15 protein-coding genes are annotated in these 17,182 nt (G+C 34.6%); 7 read left to right on the plus strand and 8 right to left on the minus strand.

Features of this window, described 5'->3' with window-relative positions; translation table 11 throughout:
- Nucleotides 1-8: 8 nt before the first annotated feature.
- The gene (gene lpdA, locus BBI01_RS06935; RefSeq protein ID WP_065393941.1) at nucleotides 9-1,409 is read left to right on the plus strand and encodes a dihydrolipoyl dehydrogenase; all 1,401 of its coding nucleotides are present in this window, start codon (nucleotides 9-11) and stop codon (nucleotides 1,407-1,409) included.
- A gap of 160 nt (nucleotides 1,410-1,569) precedes the next feature.
- On the opposite strand, the gene BBI01_RS06940 is transcribed toward lpdA, so the two are convergent.
- The 3 genes from BBI01_RS06940 to BBI01_RS06950 all read right to left on the minus strand — a co-directional run bounded on the left by BBI01_RS06940 (nucleotide 1,570) and on the right by BBI01_RS06950 (nucleotide 3,440).
- Nucleotides 1,570-2,175, minus strand: coding sequence for a hypothetical protein (locus BBI01_RS06940; protein WP_065393942.1), 606 nt, complete (start codon nucleotides 2,173-2,175; stop codon nucleotides 1,570-1,572).
- A gap of 61 nt (nucleotides 2,176-2,236) precedes the next feature.
- Complete coding sequence (gene def, locus BBI01_RS06945) at nucleotides 2,237-2,818, minus strand: peptide deformylase (protein WP_065393943.1); 582 nt, start codon at nucleotides 2,816-2,818, stop codon at nucleotides 2,237-2,239.
- A gap of 55 nt (nucleotides 2,819-2,873) precedes the next feature.
- Nucleotides 2,874-3,440 (minus strand): Crp/Fnr family transcriptional regulator, encoded by a 567-nt coding sequence (locus BBI01_RS06950; RefSeq protein WP_065393944.1) that lies wholly within the window; start codon nucleotides 3,438-3,440, stop codon nucleotides 2,874-2,876.
- Nucleotides 3,441-3,630: 190 nt separating this feature from the next.
- Between BBI01_RS06950 and BBI01_RS06955 the strand changes: the two genes are divergently transcribed.
- Nucleotides 3,631-6,165, plus strand: a complete 2,535-nt coding sequence (locus tag BBI01_RS06955; RefSeq protein ID WP_065393945.1) for a phosphoenolpyruvate carboxylase — start codon at nucleotides 3,631-3,633, stop codon at nucleotides 6,163-6,165.
- Between the two features lie 64 nt (nucleotides 6,166-6,229).
- Here the strand turns inward: BBI01_RS06955 and BBI01_RS06960 are convergent, their stop codons facing one another.
- Nucleotides 6,230-7,837, minus strand: a complete 1,608-nt coding sequence (locus BBI01_RS06960; RefSeq protein ID WP_065393946.1) for a S8/S53 family peptidase — start codon at nucleotides 7,835-7,837, stop codon at nucleotides 6,230-6,232.
- Nucleotides 7,838-7,933: 96 nt separating this feature from the next.
- On the opposite strand from BBI01_RS06960, the gene BBI01_RS06965 reads away from it, so the two are divergent.
- From BBI01_RS06965 to BBI01_RS06985, 5 genes are read left to right on the plus strand one after another with little or no spacing between them, the layout of a single operon-like run.
- A complete protein-coding gene (locus BBI01_RS06965) occupies nucleotides 7,934-9,058 on the plus strand; it encodes a DegT/DnrJ/EryC1/StrS family aminotransferase (RefSeq protein WP_065393947.1) in 1,125 nt (374 codons plus the stop codon).
- A gap of 5 nt (nucleotides 9,059-9,063) precedes the next feature.
- The gene (locus BBI01_RS23050; protein WP_065393948.1) at nucleotides 9,064-9,510 is read left to right on the plus strand and encodes a hypothetical protein; all 447 of its coding nucleotides are present in this window, start codon (nucleotides 9,064-9,066) and stop codon (nucleotides 9,508-9,510) included.
- 8 nt (nucleotides 9,511-9,518) lie between these two features.
- On the plus strand, nucleotides 9,519-10,541 hold the full coding sequence (gene galE / locus BBI01_RS06975; RefSeq protein WP_065393949.1) for a UDP-glucose 4-epimerase GalE: 1,023 nt from the start codon (nucleotides 9,519-9,521) through the stop codon (nucleotides 10,539-10,541).
- 12 nt (nucleotides 10,542-10,553) lie between these two features.
- Nucleotides 10,554-11,318 (plus strand): methyltransferase domain-containing protein, encoded by a 765-nt coding sequence (locus BBI01_RS06980; RefSeq protein ID WP_065393950.1) that lies wholly within the window; start codon nucleotides 10,554-10,556, stop codon nucleotides 11,316-11,318.
- Between the two features lie 12 nt (nucleotides 11,319-11,330).
- A complete protein-coding gene (locus tag BBI01_RS06985) occupies nucleotides 11,331-11,783 on the plus strand; it encodes an adenylyltransferase/cytidyltransferase family protein (protein WP_065393951.1) in 453 nt (150 codons plus the stop codon).
- Nucleotides 11,784-11,826: 43 nt separating this feature from the next.
- Here the strand turns inward: BBI01_RS06985 and BBI01_RS06990 are convergent, their stop codons facing one another.
- The 4 genes from BBI01_RS06990 to BBI01_RS07005 all read right to left on the minus strand — a co-directional run bounded on the left by BBI01_RS06990 (nucleotide 11,827) and on the right by BBI01_RS07005 (nucleotide 17,182).
- On the minus strand, nucleotides 11,827-14,412 hold the full coding sequence (locus BBI01_RS06990; protein WP_065393952.1) for a TonB-dependent receptor domain-containing protein: 2,586 nt from the start codon (nucleotides 14,410-14,412) through the stop codon (nucleotides 11,827-11,829).
- Nucleotides 14,413-14,546: 134 nt separating this feature from the next.
- Nucleotides 14,547-15,572, minus strand: coding sequence for an endolytic transglycosylase MltG (gene mltG, locus BBI01_RS06995; protein ID WP_065393953.1), 1,026 nt, complete (start codon nucleotides 15,570-15,572; stop codon nucleotides 14,547-14,549).
- A 34-nt stretch (nucleotides 15,573-15,606) separates the two neighbouring features.
- Nucleotides 15,607-16,374, minus strand: coding sequence for a diaminopimelate epimerase (gene dapF, locus BBI01_RS07000; protein WP_165602229.1), 768 nt, complete (start codon nucleotides 16,372-16,374; stop codon nucleotides 15,607-15,609).
- Nucleotides 16,375-16,465: 91 nt separating this feature from the next.
- Nucleotides 16,466-17,182 (minus strand): hypothetical protein, encoded by a 717-nt coding sequence (locus BBI01_RS07005; RefSeq protein ID WP_065393954.1) that lies wholly within the window; start codon nucleotides 17,180-17,182, stop codon nucleotides 16,466-16,468.

The raw sequence follows: 17,182 nt of genomic DNA on the forward strand, positions 1-17,182 counted from the left end.
TAAATCAAATGGAAAACTATGACATTGCCGTAATTGGCTCGGGACCCGGAGGATATGTTGCCGCTATAAGAAGTGCACAGTTAGGTTACAAAACAGTAATCATTGAAAAATATGAAACATTGGGAGGAACTTGTACCAACGTGGGTTGTATCCCAACAAAAGCTTTACTGGACAGTACACATCATTATGCCGAAGCTCATCATAAATTTAATGAACATGGAATACAGATAGATAAGATTGAACTCAATTTTTCTCAGATGTACAAAAGAAAATCTGAAGTTGTTGCTAAGAATACCAGTGGTCTCGATTTTTTAATGAATAAAAATAAAATTACCCGTTTAAGAGGTACGGGAAGTTTTATTAATAATAGAACCATTAAAGTAGTTAATGAAATAGAATCCAAAGAAATTTCTGCTAAAAATTATATCATTGCAACGGGTTCAAAGCCATCTACCATTCCTGGAGTGGAAATTGATAAAAAAAGAATCATTACTTCTACAGAAGCTTTATCTCTGGAAGAAAAACCGAAATCTATGATTATCATCGGTGGCGGAGTAATAGGTGTTGAAATGGCGTCTATTTTTAATAGAATCGGAACTCAGGTTATCATTCTTGAATATGCAGATCATCTGATTGCAGCGATGGATCATGAGTTAGGAAAGAATCTTCAGAAAATTCTTAAAAAAGAAGGAGTTGATATCCGTTTAGGACAATCAGTTTATAAAACAGAAAGCTCAGATTCTGCAGCTAAAGTATTTTTTAAAGATAAAAACGGAGCAGAAAATGAACTGGAAGCCGATTATATTTTGGTAGCTGTCGGAAGAAGTCCCTACATAAAAGGACTGGGATTAGAAAATACAGATGTACAACTTGATAATCGTGGGTTTATTAAAGTAGATGAAAGTAACCGGACCGCAGTTCCTACTATTTATGCTATTGGTGATGTAATAGGTGGGGCAATGCTTGCTCATAAGGCGGAAGAAGAAGGTGTGCTGGTTGCTGAAACTATCAATGGACAGAAACATCATATTCATTATGATCGTATTCCGTCTGTTGTATACACCTGGCCGGAAGTAGCATCTGTGGGGTATACTGAAGAATATCTTAAAAAGAATGCTATTGCTTATAATGTTGGAAAATTCCCCTTTTCAGCCAGTGCAAGGGCAAGAGCTTCTATGGATACAGACGGATTTGCAAAAGTTTTGGTTGATCCAAAATATGGAGAAGTTCTTGGTGTACACATTATTGGAGCAAGGGCTGCTGATCTGATTGCACAAGGAGTAATTGCGCAGGAGTATGAAGTGACTGCGGAAGATATGTTTAGGATTTCTTATGCACATCCAACGTATTCAGAAACATTGAAAGAAGCCTATCTTATAGCGTCAGGGCAAGGAGCAATTAACATTTGATAGAGAGACTGTAGAAAGTAGAATGCAAGACATATCTGATTTCTACAAAAAGCACTTTTAAATGCCACGAATGCACGAATGATATTATTTTATTCGTACATTCCTGGCAAAAAATAATATATATTCTAATAAAATTTTATCGTCGTGTATATTTCAAATATTATAAAGTAGTACAATCCTCACTTTTTGAATAAATACCATTACTCTTAGCTTCCAGTTTTCCTGTCTTTCTATTAATCTTAATTAAAAAAGACTCCTTAGTTACAGGACAACCTTTAGATTGCAAAACATACATGGAAATAGAATGGTCTTCAATTTTATAAGAACCTGTAAAACGATTTTGAGTATCTATGGAGTATCCGTAAGTCTTAGCTAGTAAAATAGCTTCAGGAAGGTTATCAACCGTTCCGATAAAATTCCTCAGTTGCTGCTCATTGGAAAAATAAACGCTTCTTCCGCCTTTACAAGCAAGAATATAAGAAAAACAGCTGTCACCAACGCATTTTTGAAAGAACCCTTTTTCAGGAAACGGCTCATTGATGGTCATAAACAGAGGAGCCTGACTTTCGTAGATAATTGCTTTGTCGGGATCAGGATCATTCGTGAGTACTCTCCAATATTCATATTCTTTACCTGGAATAACGAATGGATACAGATATTCCGTAGTATCCAGAATATCCGGAATTTTTTTGTAATCATCCGGCACTTTGATCTGCGAAAAAAACAGACTGGAAATGATCAGAGAAAATGCGGTGATTATTTTCATAAAGAAAGTGCTTTCCGCCAAATTTACGAAAATTTACGATGATTTTTTATGAGGTAAATGTCTATGAAAACTTCATAAGATAACCCGTGGAAATATTTCCATTAATAATCTTCTTCAGTCTTGATTCTATTAATTTTCTTGTCAAAGATTTTAAATGATCAATATATAAAATTCCCTGTGTGTGATCGTATTCATGCTGAATAATCCTCGCCGTTAAACCTGTAAATGTTTTTGTTTGTTTTATAAAATCTGTGTTGAAGTATTCAATTGTTATCTCCCAAGGTCTTTTTACTTTCTGTGACAAACCAGGAATGCTTAAACAGCCTTCATAATCTTCCCATGTTTCCTCAGAAGCATTAATAATTTTTGCATTGATAAAGGTTTCCTTAATTCCTTTGTCATTTTTTTCAAAGTAGAGAATCTGATCTTCAATACTAAAGTTTTTGTAAGTGACTTCACTATCAACCACAAAAAGCTGCAAAGGTTTTCCAATTTGGGAAGAAGAAAGCCCACAGCCATTAGAATTTTCCATTGTTTCCCACATATCCTCTATGAGTTTCTGGATTTCAGGGCTGTTTTGATGTACTTCGATGCATTTCTGTTTCAAAATACGATTTCCGTATGCTATAATGGGTAAGTTCATTGAAATATTTTCTGCAAAGTTCAGCAGAAGAGGAAAGATATACAATGAACTTATGTTAATTAATATGTCTACGGATTCTGCTTAATGCTTGCGGAGTAATTCCAATATAAGAGGCGATATATTTTAGAGGAACACGCTGTAAAAGCTCAGGCTGTTCGGAGAACAATTTAAGGTATCTTTCTTTGGCAGTAAGTTTAAGCAATGAAAGTTCTCTTTTGCTTTTCGCTAAAAATAGTTTTTCTGATGCAAAACGTCCCAGATGATTTCCCACATTTGTCTGATTGTAAATTTTCTGCAGATTATCATAAGAAATTTGCCATACAATAGTTTCTGTGAGCGCCTGCATTTCGTATTCAGACGGTGTTTGGGTTAAAAAAGAATCATAAGCGCAGGTAAATTCCTTTTCGAAACTAAAGTTGAAAGTATATCCATACTCATCATCAGGAATATAAAATCTTATCAACCCGGATTCTATGAACGAAAGATAGTTTTCCGTATCGCCCTGTTGAGTAATGATCTCGTTTTTCGAATATGTTTTTCGATGGAAATATCCTGCGATGAATTCCCATTCCGATTCCTGAAGTTTGACAATTTGCTCGTAATATTCTCTGATATAGCCCATAGAAGGAAATTTGAATAATTCTTAATACAACTTCAGACCCTGATATGTTTATATTTAAGAATCCATTGAAAGATCAAAGTTACGAAATGTTTTATTGAAGATAAACCAAGTCAAAAAAGGAGAAAATTATCTTTCATTTTTTTGTCATTTGTCAATCAAACTAATTCCAAAATCACTTACATTTGTTACTATGAGACACGACCAACGCACAGAAAAATTCAGGCAGATCGTGGAGAATAAATTCCAGATCTACAATTCATTATTTATGAGCCTGCCTTATGATAAAATGACCAATATCGGGATGTTACTCCCTTTCTTGTATGAAGAAAGCAGAACCGGCTATGAAGCAGGAAAAACACCCGAGGAAATTATTGAAGAATTTTTTAAAAACCATACAGATCTTCACAATGAAGAGCAGAAGCTTGAATTGCTTTTTAAGATCATCCAGTATATAGAAAGACAAGTTGTATTGTTTGACAGTATTGAAGATGCGGCATTTCCGAACCTTCATTCTGAAAGCGACAGTGGAACAGTCACCAATCTCTTCGAACGTTCATATCAGGACCATAAAATTGAAAAGGTACGTGAAAAACTAAAAGATTTCAGTGTGAAAGTTGTGTTTACCGCACACCCGACACAGTTTTATCCAAGTTCGGTACAGAGAATTATTCAAGATTTGAGGGGAGCAATTACCAGTGATTCCGTGACACAGATCGATACGCTTTTACAACAGCTGGGGAAAACTCCTTTCGTAAATAAAGAGAAACCAACCCCGATTGACGAAGCACTGAGTATTATTTCCTATCTGAGATATGTATACTATGATACCATCGGAGAGTTGTTTACAAAAATTAAAAAGACATTTGGAAACGAACATTTTCATCTGCATGAAGATATAATTCAGCTTGGTTTCTGGCCTGGAGGAGACAGAGACGGAAATCCTTTTGTAACAGCTGATGTCACAAAAAGAGTCGCTGAAGAACTACGTTCTGCTATCCTGAAATCATATTACAGCCATTTGAAATTTATCAGAAGAAGATTAAGCTTCAGAGGGGTTTCGGAAGTATTGACACAGCTGAGTGAGGAATTGTATGCTGCTATTTTTGATGGAAAAAGCATTACAGCAGAAGATATTCTGAAGAAAACAGATGAAGCAGAGAAAATATTGATCAACGAACACAATTCTTTATTTCTGGATCTGTTAGTGAACTTCAGAGATCGTGTAAAGATCTTTGGAACTCACTTTGCAACATTGGATGTTCGCCAGGACAGCAGGATTCACCAAAAAGTAATTGATGAGGTTTTTGCAAAAGTGTATGGAAATGAAGAAGCAGATTATGAACAAAAGTTCAATAAACTTATTCAAATCTCAGAACCTGTAGAAGCGAACGATTTTGAAGACATTGTAAAAGATACTTTACTGACGGTTTCCCAGGTTTCCAATATTCAAAAGGTGAATGGATTAAGAGGAATGAACCGCTATATTATTTCCAATTCCGATGCTGTAAAAGATGTTATGAACGTCTATGCTTTCTTTAAAATCTGCGGATATAAGGATGAAGAGATCAATATGGATATCGTTCCGCTTTTTGAAACAATGGAAGGTCTTGATAATGCAGAGAATGTGATGAATGAGCTGTATCAGAACCCTGTATACAAAAAGCATCTTGAAAGAAGAGGAAACCAGCAGACGATTATGCTTGGATTCTCAGATGGAACTAAAGATGGTGGATACCTGAAAGCAAACTGGGAAATTTATAAAGCTAAAGAAGTTCTGACAAAACTGTCTGAGCAAAACAATATAAAAGTAGTGTTCTTTGATGGTAGAGGAGGTCCGCCGGCAAGAGGAGGAGGGAAAACCCATGATTTCTATGCATCTCAGGGGAAAACGATTGCTAATAATAAAATTGAACTGACCATTCAGGGACAGACGATTACCAGTATTTTCGGGAATAAAGAGCAGGCAAAATACAATTTTGAACAGCTTTTAACAGCCGGAGTGGAAAATGATGTATTTAAGAATGCTAAAAAAGATCTTACCGAAAAAGAAAGAGCACTGATCATTGAGCTTGCCCATATCAGTTATCAGAAATACTCAGATCTGAAGGCACATCCAATGTTTGTACCTTATCTTCAGGAAATGAGTACGCTGGAATATTACGGAAAAACCAATATCGGTAGCCGCCCGTCCAAAAGAGGAAATGGCAGCGAACTGAAGTTTGAAGATTTAAGAGCAATTCCGTTTGTAGGATCATGGTCACAGTTAAAGCAAAACGTACCCGGATTTTTCGGTTTCGGATATGCGATGCAGAAGATGAAAGAGCAGGGAAGATTTGAAGAAGTGAGAGAACTTTATAAAGGATCAGATTTCTTTAAAACATTGGTTTTGAATTCTATGATGAGTATGAATAAATCGTATTTTCCTTTAACATATTATATCAAGAGTAACCCAAAGTTCGGCGCTTTCTGGAATGTGCTTTTCGAAGAATATGAGCTTTCAAAAGATATTATGCTGGAGCTTACCGGGTTCAAAATGCTTCAGGAAGAAGATCCGTTATCAAGAAAATCGGTTAAGATCCGTGAGAAAATTGTACTTCCTTTATTGAGCATTCAGCAATATGCTTTAATGAAAATCCAAAAAGGAGAAGGAAACAAAGAAGCTTATGAAAAATTAGTGACAAGATCATTGTTCGGGAACATTAATGCAAGTAGAAACTCTGCTTAATACTGAACAAATATATTATAAAAACGGGCTTGAAAGCCCGTTTTTTATTTGAAATACAAATTAATTACTCCTTTATAAACTTTTCATAATAAACCTGATCTTTAGAATTAATTTTAAGGTAATAAACACCTTTTGCAAAATCATCCACCTTTATTGATTTTTGGTGACTTTCTGTTCTTATCAGTCTTCCCAGATTATCATAAATCTCTATAGTTTTGACTTCTTGTTCCGATGCTATATTCAGGATATTTTTAACAGGATTCGGAAACAAAACGAACTTTTGTTTTTTTATTATTTCAGAAGTGTTCAAAACATTGTTGTAAAGACTTCCGAAATTAAGAATGCCAAATCCCATCTGATCTGTATGATTGGGGTAAAGCGATGCTGTCTGCCTCAATCTTGTTCTCATTTGGTCACGATTCATGGTGGGAAATGCCTGAATGAGACATGCAACACCTCCGGCAGCAATTGGTGTGGCAAGAGAAGTCCCGTTGGTAACAAATGTGTTGTCGCCTAAAACCGTTACTGTTGCAGTTCCCTGAGCGCTTCCATCTGGTTTTATTACACCAAGGGAATTAGGTCCGAAAGAAGAAAATACCGAAGAATTTCCTGCAGAATCCACACCTCCGATTGAAAAAACTTTATCATTATCTGCCGGAGTCATAATATAATGCCATGGTTTATCACCTGAATTTCCGGCAGCGGCAAGAACAAAAATTCCTTTTTCTGCGGCTATTCCGGCTCCTCTGGCAATGAAGGACGTGCTTCCGTTCATGTCAGCATAAGTGTAATTATATTGTGGATTGTCGAAAATGTTGTATCCCAGGGATGTAGTGATGATATCTACACCTTTTCTGTCTGCTTCTTCAGCGGCTTCAATCCAGTATATTTCTTCCTCAGGGATTTCTGAATCGAAGTTTTCACTGCGGTACAGGTAAAAATCAGCGTCCGGTGCAGAACCTACAAAAGTATTTTCAAGATAACCTCCGATTGCTCCTAACACTACAGTTCCATGAGCATGTAGAGAAGGATTGTAAATATCTGCGGTTTTGGTGACGAAATCATAACCGGCTTTTATTTTATTGTTCGTTCTCAGTCTTAAAAAAGCATTTCCTGTATCTACTGTTGGAAATCCATTGTCAATAACAGCGATTGAAATTCCGGTTCCTGTGTATCCTGCAAGGTGAAGAGGCTTTATATTAACCTGATCAATTTGTGGTGTACCAACGCCATAGTCAAAATTTGTAAGTATTTTATTGTTGGAGTCTGTATTTGTCTTCCACTTATCAACAGGTTTTATTTTTGTTTCGGGTGAATTGTTTTTGGCGAAATTTTCTACAGAAAGTACAAACGGTTGTTCTTGTAAAACAGTTATTTGAGCTGGGGTAGCATTCACAGCAGCACCATTCAGCCATTTGGAGTAATCGGTAACTGTGAAACCCAGATTCTGGAGATTCTGAATATAGGTTTGTTCTATGGGAGCATCCTGATCATTGAGAGATATTCCCAGCGCAGTTCGTCTGTTAAGGGACTTCTGGGAAAGTTCAGAGAGTGGATTGGTAAAAAAAGCAGCTTTATTAGGTTTGTCTTTAAAATGAACAAAAACAAGCTTACTCTGTGCAGAGGAATAAAAATAACCTGCTAGGAAACAAAAGAATAAAGTTTTTTTCATGAAATTATTTTCTATAAAGATAAAAACTAAATCAATAAAATTTTTGATAGGATTTTAAAATCCTTATTTTTACAGAAATATTTAAAATATTTATTTATGAAAAAAATTCAGATGGTTGACTTGCAAAGTCAGTATTACAAAATAAAGAATGATGTAGACAATGCAGTTTTAAATGTAATGGATTCCGCGGCTTTCATCAACGGTCCTGAAGTAAAGTCTTTCCAGAATGAATTGGAGTCTTATTTAGACGTAAAACACGTGATTCCATGTGCAAATGGTACTGATGCATTACAGATTGCCCTTATGGCGCTGGATCTGAAAGAAGGTGATGAGGTCATCACTGCTGATTTTACTTTCGCTGCAACAGTAGAAGTAATTCATTTACTGAAATTAAAATCTGTATTGGTAGATGTGGATTATGACACATTTACTATTTCAACAGAAGATTTGAGAAAAGCAATTACACCAAGAACAAAAGCAATTATTCCTGTACACTTATTCGGACAATGTGCCAATATGGAAGAAATACTGAAAATTGCTGAAGAACACAATTTATATGTAATTGAAGACAATGCACAGGCAATAGGTGCAGAATATACATTCTCTGACGGAACTATAAAATATGCCGGAACAATGGCAACTGTAGGAACTACATCTTTCTTCCCTTCAAAAAACCTGGGATGCTATGGAGATGGTGGTGCTATTTTCACAAACAATGACGAGCTTGCTCACCGTTTGAGAGGAATTGTAAACCACGGGATGTATGAAAGATATTATCATGATGAAGTAGGTGTAAACTCACGTTTGGATAGTATTCAGGCAGCGGTTTTAAGAAAAAAACTGCCTCACCTTGATACTTATAATGAAGCAAGAAGAAAAGCAGCTGATTATTATGATGAAGCTTTTGCAGGAAATGAAAATATCTTAACACCAAAAAGATCTGAGAACTCTACTCACGTATTCCACCAGTATACTTTAAGAATCCTGAACGGAAAACGTAATGAACTTCAGAAATTCCTTACTGAAAAAGAAATTCCTGCTATGATCTATTATCCTGTAGCCTTAAGAAAGCAGAAAGCTTATTTCCAGGATAGTAATGATGCAGATTTTGTGAATACAGATAAGCTTTTGGATCAGGTAATCTCTTTACCGATGCATACAGAATTAGACGAAGAACAGCTGAAGTATATTACGGATGCAGTACTTGAGTTTATGGGATAAAAAGAATGAAGGAATTTTTTCTTAAAGGTAAAAAGTATAAATTCTTTTTAGGGTTTCATCTTTTTATTGCAGGGATTTATTCACTTTATTTAATCAATACAGTGATGTCCTATAATTCCTTATCCTATTCTAAATACTACAAAGAGAGTATTTCTGAAAATATTTTTAAATACTCTCTTTATATAATTTTAAATTTAATTGCAGGAATAATTCTTTTTTGCAAATTAAAATATACACAGATTATTCTCAATCTTTTTGCAGTGATAATCCTTATTTTAGTTTGTTTTGCAGATTATACTTTAATTAAAAGTTATATTAACAATTCATATTATAACTTTGTAATTATTTTTAATACATTAGTTATCATTTTCGTTTCTTTTTATATCTTTTATTTAAATCATAGAGAAATAGAAAAAAACGAAATAGATGATATTGGAAAACACGAAGATTAAAAAATAAAATGGCAATACTTGTTACCGGAGGACTTGGATATATTGGTTCTCACACCGTTGTAGAACTTCTTAATAATGACTTTGAAGTTGTTATTGTAGATGATTTATCCAATTCGGAGAGGTTTATTTTAAAAAATATTGAGGAAATTACAGGCAAAAAGCCTGTTTTTTATCCTTTTGATTTAAAACGTAAGGAATTACTTAATCAGGTTTTTGATGCGCACCAGATTGATGGCTGTATTAATTTTGCAGCATTCAAAGCGGTGGGGGAAAGCCAGGTGAAACCTATAGAATATTATGAAAACAATTTGTTTTCTTTGATCAACATCCTTCAGGAATTTAAAGAAAGAGGAATTTCTAACTTTATTTTCAGTTCATCATGTACAGTATACGGTCAGGCAGATGTAATGCCTATTGATGAAAATACACCGTTGAAAATGCCTGAGAGTGTTTATGGTAAGACAAAACAAATGGGTGAAGAAATTCTTATTGATTTTGCGAAGGCTTATAACAGAAAAATTTCCCTGTTAAGATATTTCAACCCGATCGGAGCTCATCCATCTGCTAAGCTTGGAGAGTTACCAATTGGTATTCCTAATAACTTAGTTCCTTATGTTATGCAGACAGCTGCCGGAATTCGTGAAAAACTAAGTATTTGGGGGAATGATTATCCGACAGAAGATGGAACGGCGGTTCGTGATTATATTTATGTTGTTGATTTGGCAAAAGCTCACGTTGCAGCTTTGAAAAAATTGATAAATAACGAATCTAATGAAGCTTTGATTGATACCTATAATTTGGGAACAGGTAAAGGATCTTCTGTTTTAGAAGTTGTGAAAGCATTTGAAAATGCAAATGGAGTAGAAGTATCCTATCAGATTTGTGATAGAAGAGAGGGAGATATTACAATTGCTTATGCAGATCCTTCTAAAGCAGAAAAAGAACTCAATTGGAAATCTGAAACTTCTCTTGAAGAATCCTTGAGAACTGTTTGGGAGTGGCAGAAATATTTAGAATCCAGAAATTCATAGAACAATAATATTATGGCTTGGAATCCGGAAGTATATGACCAGTTTAAAGAAGAGCGCTCAGCTCCTTTCTTAGATTTACTAAAACTTGTTGAATCAAGAACAGGAATATCCGTTATAGATCTTGGGTGCGGAACAGGAGAACTAACCTCTAAACTTTTAGACTATCTGGAAGATTCCAAGGTGCTGGGAATAGATTCTTCGGAAGAAATGCTTGAAAAAGCAGCTCAGTTTGTGACAAGCAGGCTTACCTTTGAAAAAAGAAGTATTGAAGAACAACTTCATCTTGGTGATACTTATGATCTGATTATTTCTAATGCGGCAATTCAATGGTGCCGTAATCATAAAGAACTTTTTCCAAGAATTATCAGTAAGATCAAAGAAGGTGGACAGCTTGCAGTGCAAATTCCATCTAATCATGAGTATGTAGTACATCAGCTTCTTAGAAAGATTGCAGGAACTGAACCTTATAAGACAGCTTATAATTCTTGGGAAAGAGAATATACCGTTTTAACTATAGAAGAGTACGCCAGAATATTATTTGACAATAAAGGACGGGAAATTACCGTTTATGAGAAAGTATTTCCTCATGTTCTTGAAGATGCAGAAGCTGTATTTACTTGGGCATCCGGAACAGCAATGCTTCCTTACATAGAGAAGCTTCCTGAGGATTTAAAAGAACAATTTAAAAAAGATTATAAACAAGAATTACGAAACATCTTCCCCGAATCACCAGTCTTTTATCCTTTTAAAAGAACGTTTATTTCGGCGAAGTTTTAATTTAAAATTAATATGAAAACACAAAGAATAGGGATTACATTTTCCTCATTTGACTTATTGCATGCAGGGCACATTAAAATGCTTGAAGAGGCTAAAACTGTATGTGATTATTTAATAGTAGGACTTCAGATTGACCCATCCCATGATCGTCCAGGCAAGAACAAGCCGAGTCAGACCATCGTTGAACGATATATTCAGTTAAAGGCTGTAAATGCCGTAGATGAAATCGTTCCTTATTATACAGAAGAAGACTTATTGGATGTCTTAAAATCTTTTGTAATTGATGTTAGAATTATTGGGGATGATTATTTAGACAGAGACTTTACCGGTAAACAATACTGTGAAGAAAAAGGAATTGAAATCTTTTACAACAAAAGAGATCACAGATTTTCTACCAGCGATTTGAGAAAACGAATCTATGAAGCTGAAAAAGCAAAGGCGGAAAGAACTGAAAATGTAAAATAAAAAAAATAAAAAACCCGAAATTTTAATTTCGGGTTTTTTTGTATTACATCGGACCTTGCTGGTCGTCTTTATTTTCATTAGAATTGATATCCTTTTTTCTCTTAGGCTGCTCTATTTTCTCCCCTTGTTTAAATCTATAGGTTAAAGAAATAGAAAACTGTCTTGGCTGCCATTGCATAAAGCTGCTACGTGTATAATCATTACTGTAGTTGTATACCTCCATACCTCTTGTATTAAAGATATCCTGGATATTGAATGAAATTGTTCCGTCTCCCTTCCAGATTGTCTTTGATGCTCCAAAGTTTAAAGCATACATATCTTTTCTGTCCTGGCTTGCTGTCTTTTGTCCTCCTCTGTAGAACCCTTGAAGCTGTACACTTAATGTTTTATCAAGTCTGAAAGTTGTATTAAGACGTAATCTGGTAGAGAAACCACTTCCTGTAAAATCCAGATAACGAGTTTGATTAACTCCATCAACATCTTTTGTAACATAACTTGCAATACCGGTTGTTTTATATCCGAAAAGGTCTACACTTCCCATAATTTTGAACCATGCGAAAGGATCATAAGTAAAGTTTAAATCTAAACCATAACGGTCGTCATTACCTAAATTTTCAGGCTTTGTATAAAATACTCTTTCACGTTCGTCAGGTCTGTAGACAAGCATTTTAGTATCATCCGTTGCGTGTCTGTAATATAAAGTAGGGTTAATGGTAAATTTCTTTCTTGTGATGTTATAACCTACTTCATAAGAATCTACATAAGACGGATTCAGGTCGATATTACCCTCGAAAATATTCTGGTTATTGGTATAGTTCGGGAAAGGAACCATAAAGAATGATCTTGGTCTGTCTATTCTACGAGAGTAGTTAACTAAAATCTGGTTATTTTTCGATACATCATAACTTAAGAATACACTTGGAAATAAATTGTTGTAATTCTTTGTTTTATTAATCGGGGGAGTTTCCGGATTTTGATTGATATAATTGATTTTCACATTTGAAACCTCATCTCTTAATCCTAATTGGTACCCAAAATTTCCGATTTTACTTCTGAACTGAACATAGAATGCGTTGAACATTTCTCTGTAATCAGTATTGTTATTATAATTCGAAATCAAAGGATTATTAGAGGTACTGTTTACTAAATTATCATAAGTATTGTCATTAACATCTAATCTATAACCTGCTTCTAGCTTAGATTTTTCTCCTAATGGTAATTCATAGTCAGCTTTTCCGATTATGGTTTTACTTACCGAATGTCTTCTCGTAATATCCTGTACAGAAGCAATGCCATCTACACTTTCAAGAATATCCGCATTATTGTTGCTTCTGTTTCTTTGTAAGCTTAATGATAAGGAAAGGTTTTGTCCGTTATCATCAAATTTATGATCCAAACCTACATCTCCCTGAAATGCAAGGTTATTGAAAGTTGTTTTAGAATCTCTTAATGTATATGGATTCAAAAGACTCCATGGATTTGAAGAATTGCCTGTATATTTATAAAAACTGTCGTAAGTATTCACAAGCTCATTTCCGTCTCCTTCGAAAGTTCTTACCAATCCTGTTAAATTGATGGAAGTTTTTTCAGAAAGATCGTATACAAAACCTGCACTTAGATTGTAGTTTTTGTTATAAGTCTTATTAATAGAATTTTGATACTGATGAACAGGGACGTTTGGAGTTCCTTTAATTGAATCAATTTTCGGGAAATTTAAAGTGTGGTATGTCGTTTCAGCATTATTTTTCGTCTTATTTTCAGTGTAACCACCACCACCGTTTACAAACCAGGTCCAGTTATTTTTTCTCCAGCTCAAATTAGCATTCAATGATGTTCGTGGGAAATATCCTAAAGTACCTACCACGCTACCATTAAATCCTACCTTTTTACTCTTTTTCAGAATAATATTTAAAATCCCTGAAGTTCCGCTTGCTTCAAATTTTGAAGAAGGATTGGTGATCACTTCAATTCTTTCAATCTGATCAGCAGGAATACTTTGTAAAGCATTAGCTCCGTCATCTATACCCAGAAGGGAAGAAGGTTTGCCGTTAATAAGGAATTTTACATTGGTACTTCCTCTCATTGAAACGGTTCCATCCGTATCCACAGAAACTGACGGTACATTCGTTAAAACATCCTGTAAGCTTCCTCCTTTACTTACAATATCCTGTGATGGATCATAAGTTTTTTTATCAAGCTCTACTTTATAAGGTTTAGTTGCTGTAGCAGTAATCACAACCCCTTGCAATTCTGTTGTTTTCCCATTTAAGGTAGAAGTTCCCTCAGCTTCTATAGATAATGCTCCAATGTTGCCGGGACCTGCAATATTTTTACTGATCACACTCTTTTTGTAATCAATAGCTTCTACTGTAATGTCATATTCACCGGGAGCAAGCTGTAATTGGTACAAACCTTTTTCATCGGTCAATACAGCATCACTTAATGATTTGTTGGCTTTATTACTGAAAGTTACAGAGGCATAAGGAACAGGCTGATTTTTCTTATTGACAATAATCCCTGAAACTCCTGCCTTATCCTGTGCAAAAGCTAATGCTGCTGCAGAGAGTACAAAAGTAAGTCCTAGTGCTTTTCGTGTAAAAATATTGACAATTTCTGTCTTATTCTTCATAGGTTATTTTTTTGTATAAAATCGTGAAAGTATAACCCTTAATATTTTGAATATCCATATCAATTTGAGCTTCAAAATATTATGATCAATTTATTGTTTTTCTAACTGTATAAAACTTTAGGTGTCTGCTACGCTTATTTTATATTTTTTGAGTTAAGCCAGTCCTGATATGCTTTTGCATTTACAGCATGTTCCTCAGCACTTGCTGTAAACTTATGGTATCCGAATCTTGCAGGATCAGCACACATAAATATATAATTGTTGTTTTCCGCATTTAAAACAGCATCCACAGAATTTTTATCTACCACACAAATAGGTCCCGGAGGAATTCCTGCATTTGCATACGTATTGTATGGAGATGGAGTAGAAAGGTGTTTATAGAATACTCTTTTAATAGATTCTTTAAAATTTGTTTCTTTATTGATGGCATAGATTACCGTAGGATCAGATTGAAGTTTCATTCCTTTTCTGTAACGGTTTAAATATAATCCAGCAATGGTTTTCATTTCATCTTTCTTGCCTCCTGATTCTTTATAAACAATAGATGCAAGAGCGTAAATCTGTTCTCTTGTAAGACCAGACTGCTGTTCTTTATTTTTTCTTTCACTAGTCCAGAAATCATTATACTGATCTTCAAACTTGGCAAAAAACTCTCTCGGACTTACGGTCCAGAAGAAATTATAAGTATCAATGAAAAAATACTTCTTTAAATCTTCAATATTTTTATAACCTTTCTCTTGTGCTATAATATCCAGATCATTTACAAAATGTAAAGAATCCAATTCTGTTTTTTTGGTTACTTTACCAATCATCTGGTACATATCGCCAAAATCTCCGATTCTGAAAGAATTTGCCGTTTGATTACCAGCTTTAATCATATTAACCAGATCGGTATTTCCTTTTCCGCTTTGAACATGATAACGTCCTGCTTTAAAATTCGCTTGAAGACCTTTATCTTTAGCTACAGCTTCAAAAGATTCACGGTTTTTAATATAAGGAGCAATAGAGTCAAGGATTTGATTAAAATTTGCCTTATGAGGGATCAGGATATACCCATCCTTTTCTACATTGTTTCCAAAATATTTATTATAAAATCTCAAACCAAAAAATCCTGCGACTACAAAAACCAGCAGAATGATAATGAGAATAGCTTTTTTCATTCTTAAATAATGTTGATTAAAAGTTTTTTTGATCTTAAAGAATATCTACCTTACCTTTAAAAACTTGCTTTGCAGGACCTTCCAGCCATATATTGCAGAAAGATTCACCGCTTTTTTCAGCATATACCTTAAGATTGCCTCCTAAAGTTTTAACTTTTACGGAAGTTAGATTGTGTTTTTGAAGAAAAGTTAAAGCAGAAGCTGTAACTCCGGTTCCACAACTGTAAGTTTCATCCTCAACGCCTCGTTCATAGGTTCTTACAAATATCTCATTGTCGGAAATTTTTTCTACAAAATTTACATTGATGCCTTTTTCTTTATAATTTTCAGAATTTCTGATTCCGTATCCTTGAGTATAAACATCGTAATCTTCAATATTTTCCACATATTTTACATAATGAGGAGAGCCTGTATTCATAACTGTATCATTGCCGTCTTGAGAAATAGTGTCTACATCTATCATTTTTAATTTAATGATACCATTATGGATTTCAGCCTCATGTTCTCCATCTATTGCAATGAACTTACATTTATCTTCAAAAACGTCAAGGAAAAAAGCAAAAGCAACAAGACATCTTCCTCCGTTTCCGCACATTGTACTCTCACCGCCATCAGAATTATAATATACCATTTTGAAGTCATAATCAGGATCGTTTTCAAGAAGAATAAGTCCGTCTGCACCTATTCCGAAACGTCTGTCACATAGTTTTTCAATAATATTTTTGTCTTTTGGAAACTGAAGATCTCGGTTGTCTACCATTACAAAATCATTTCCGGTTCCCTGATATTTATAAAATTCCATAATTTTTTGTCTAAAATGAAGAAGCAAAATTAATATATTTAAAATGAAAAACGAACAGTGTTAGCTGTTCGTTTCCTTATTTATAATCGTTTTATCTAAAGCCTCTTCCGCCTTGTTTGTTTGAAGTGTCAGAGCTGCTTTGGCTGCTTGAGCTGTTCCTGAAGCCGCCACTCGAAGATTCTGATCTTGCAGGGGTGCTGGTGTTTGTGCTTCCCGAGCTTCTGAAACCTCCGCCCATATTCAATGTTCTGTTTTCAAAACTGTTGTTATTGGAGCTGTTTCCTGAACTTTGATTTCTGAATCCGCTGTTGTTCTGGTTACCTTGGTTATTCTGGTATCTATTACTGTTTGAGTTTCTGAATCCGTTGTTGTTCTGGTTACCCTGATTATTTTGGTTTCCATTAGAGTTTCTGAACCCGTTATTTCCGTTATTGGTATTTCTGTTATTATAACCATTACCATTATTATATGAACCTCCGTTTCTGAAACCGTTGTTCGGTCTTTGTGTCGTAGTTGTATTTCTTCTTTCTACGTATACTTTTCTTCTGGAGTTATTATAATTGTCATAATAGTAAGGCATACCATTATCATAGTAGTAATTAATATTGTTCCTATAATAATAGCCGTCATTACCCCAATATCCTCCATTTCCATAATATCCGGAAGGGGCGTAGTAATATCCGTTGTTATAATATGGGTCTCCATATCCATAACCTCCATTACTACCATATCCGTCTGTATATGCCATACAAGATGTTAATGTGCTAATAGCAAAGATACTAACTGCTATTTTTAATAAATTTTTCAT

It is taken from the genome of Chryseobacterium artocarpi, assembly GCF_001684975.1.
Classification (GTDB): domain Bacteria; phylum Bacteroidota; class Bacteroidia; order Flavobacteriales; family Weeksellaceae; genus Chryseobacterium; species Chryseobacterium artocarpi.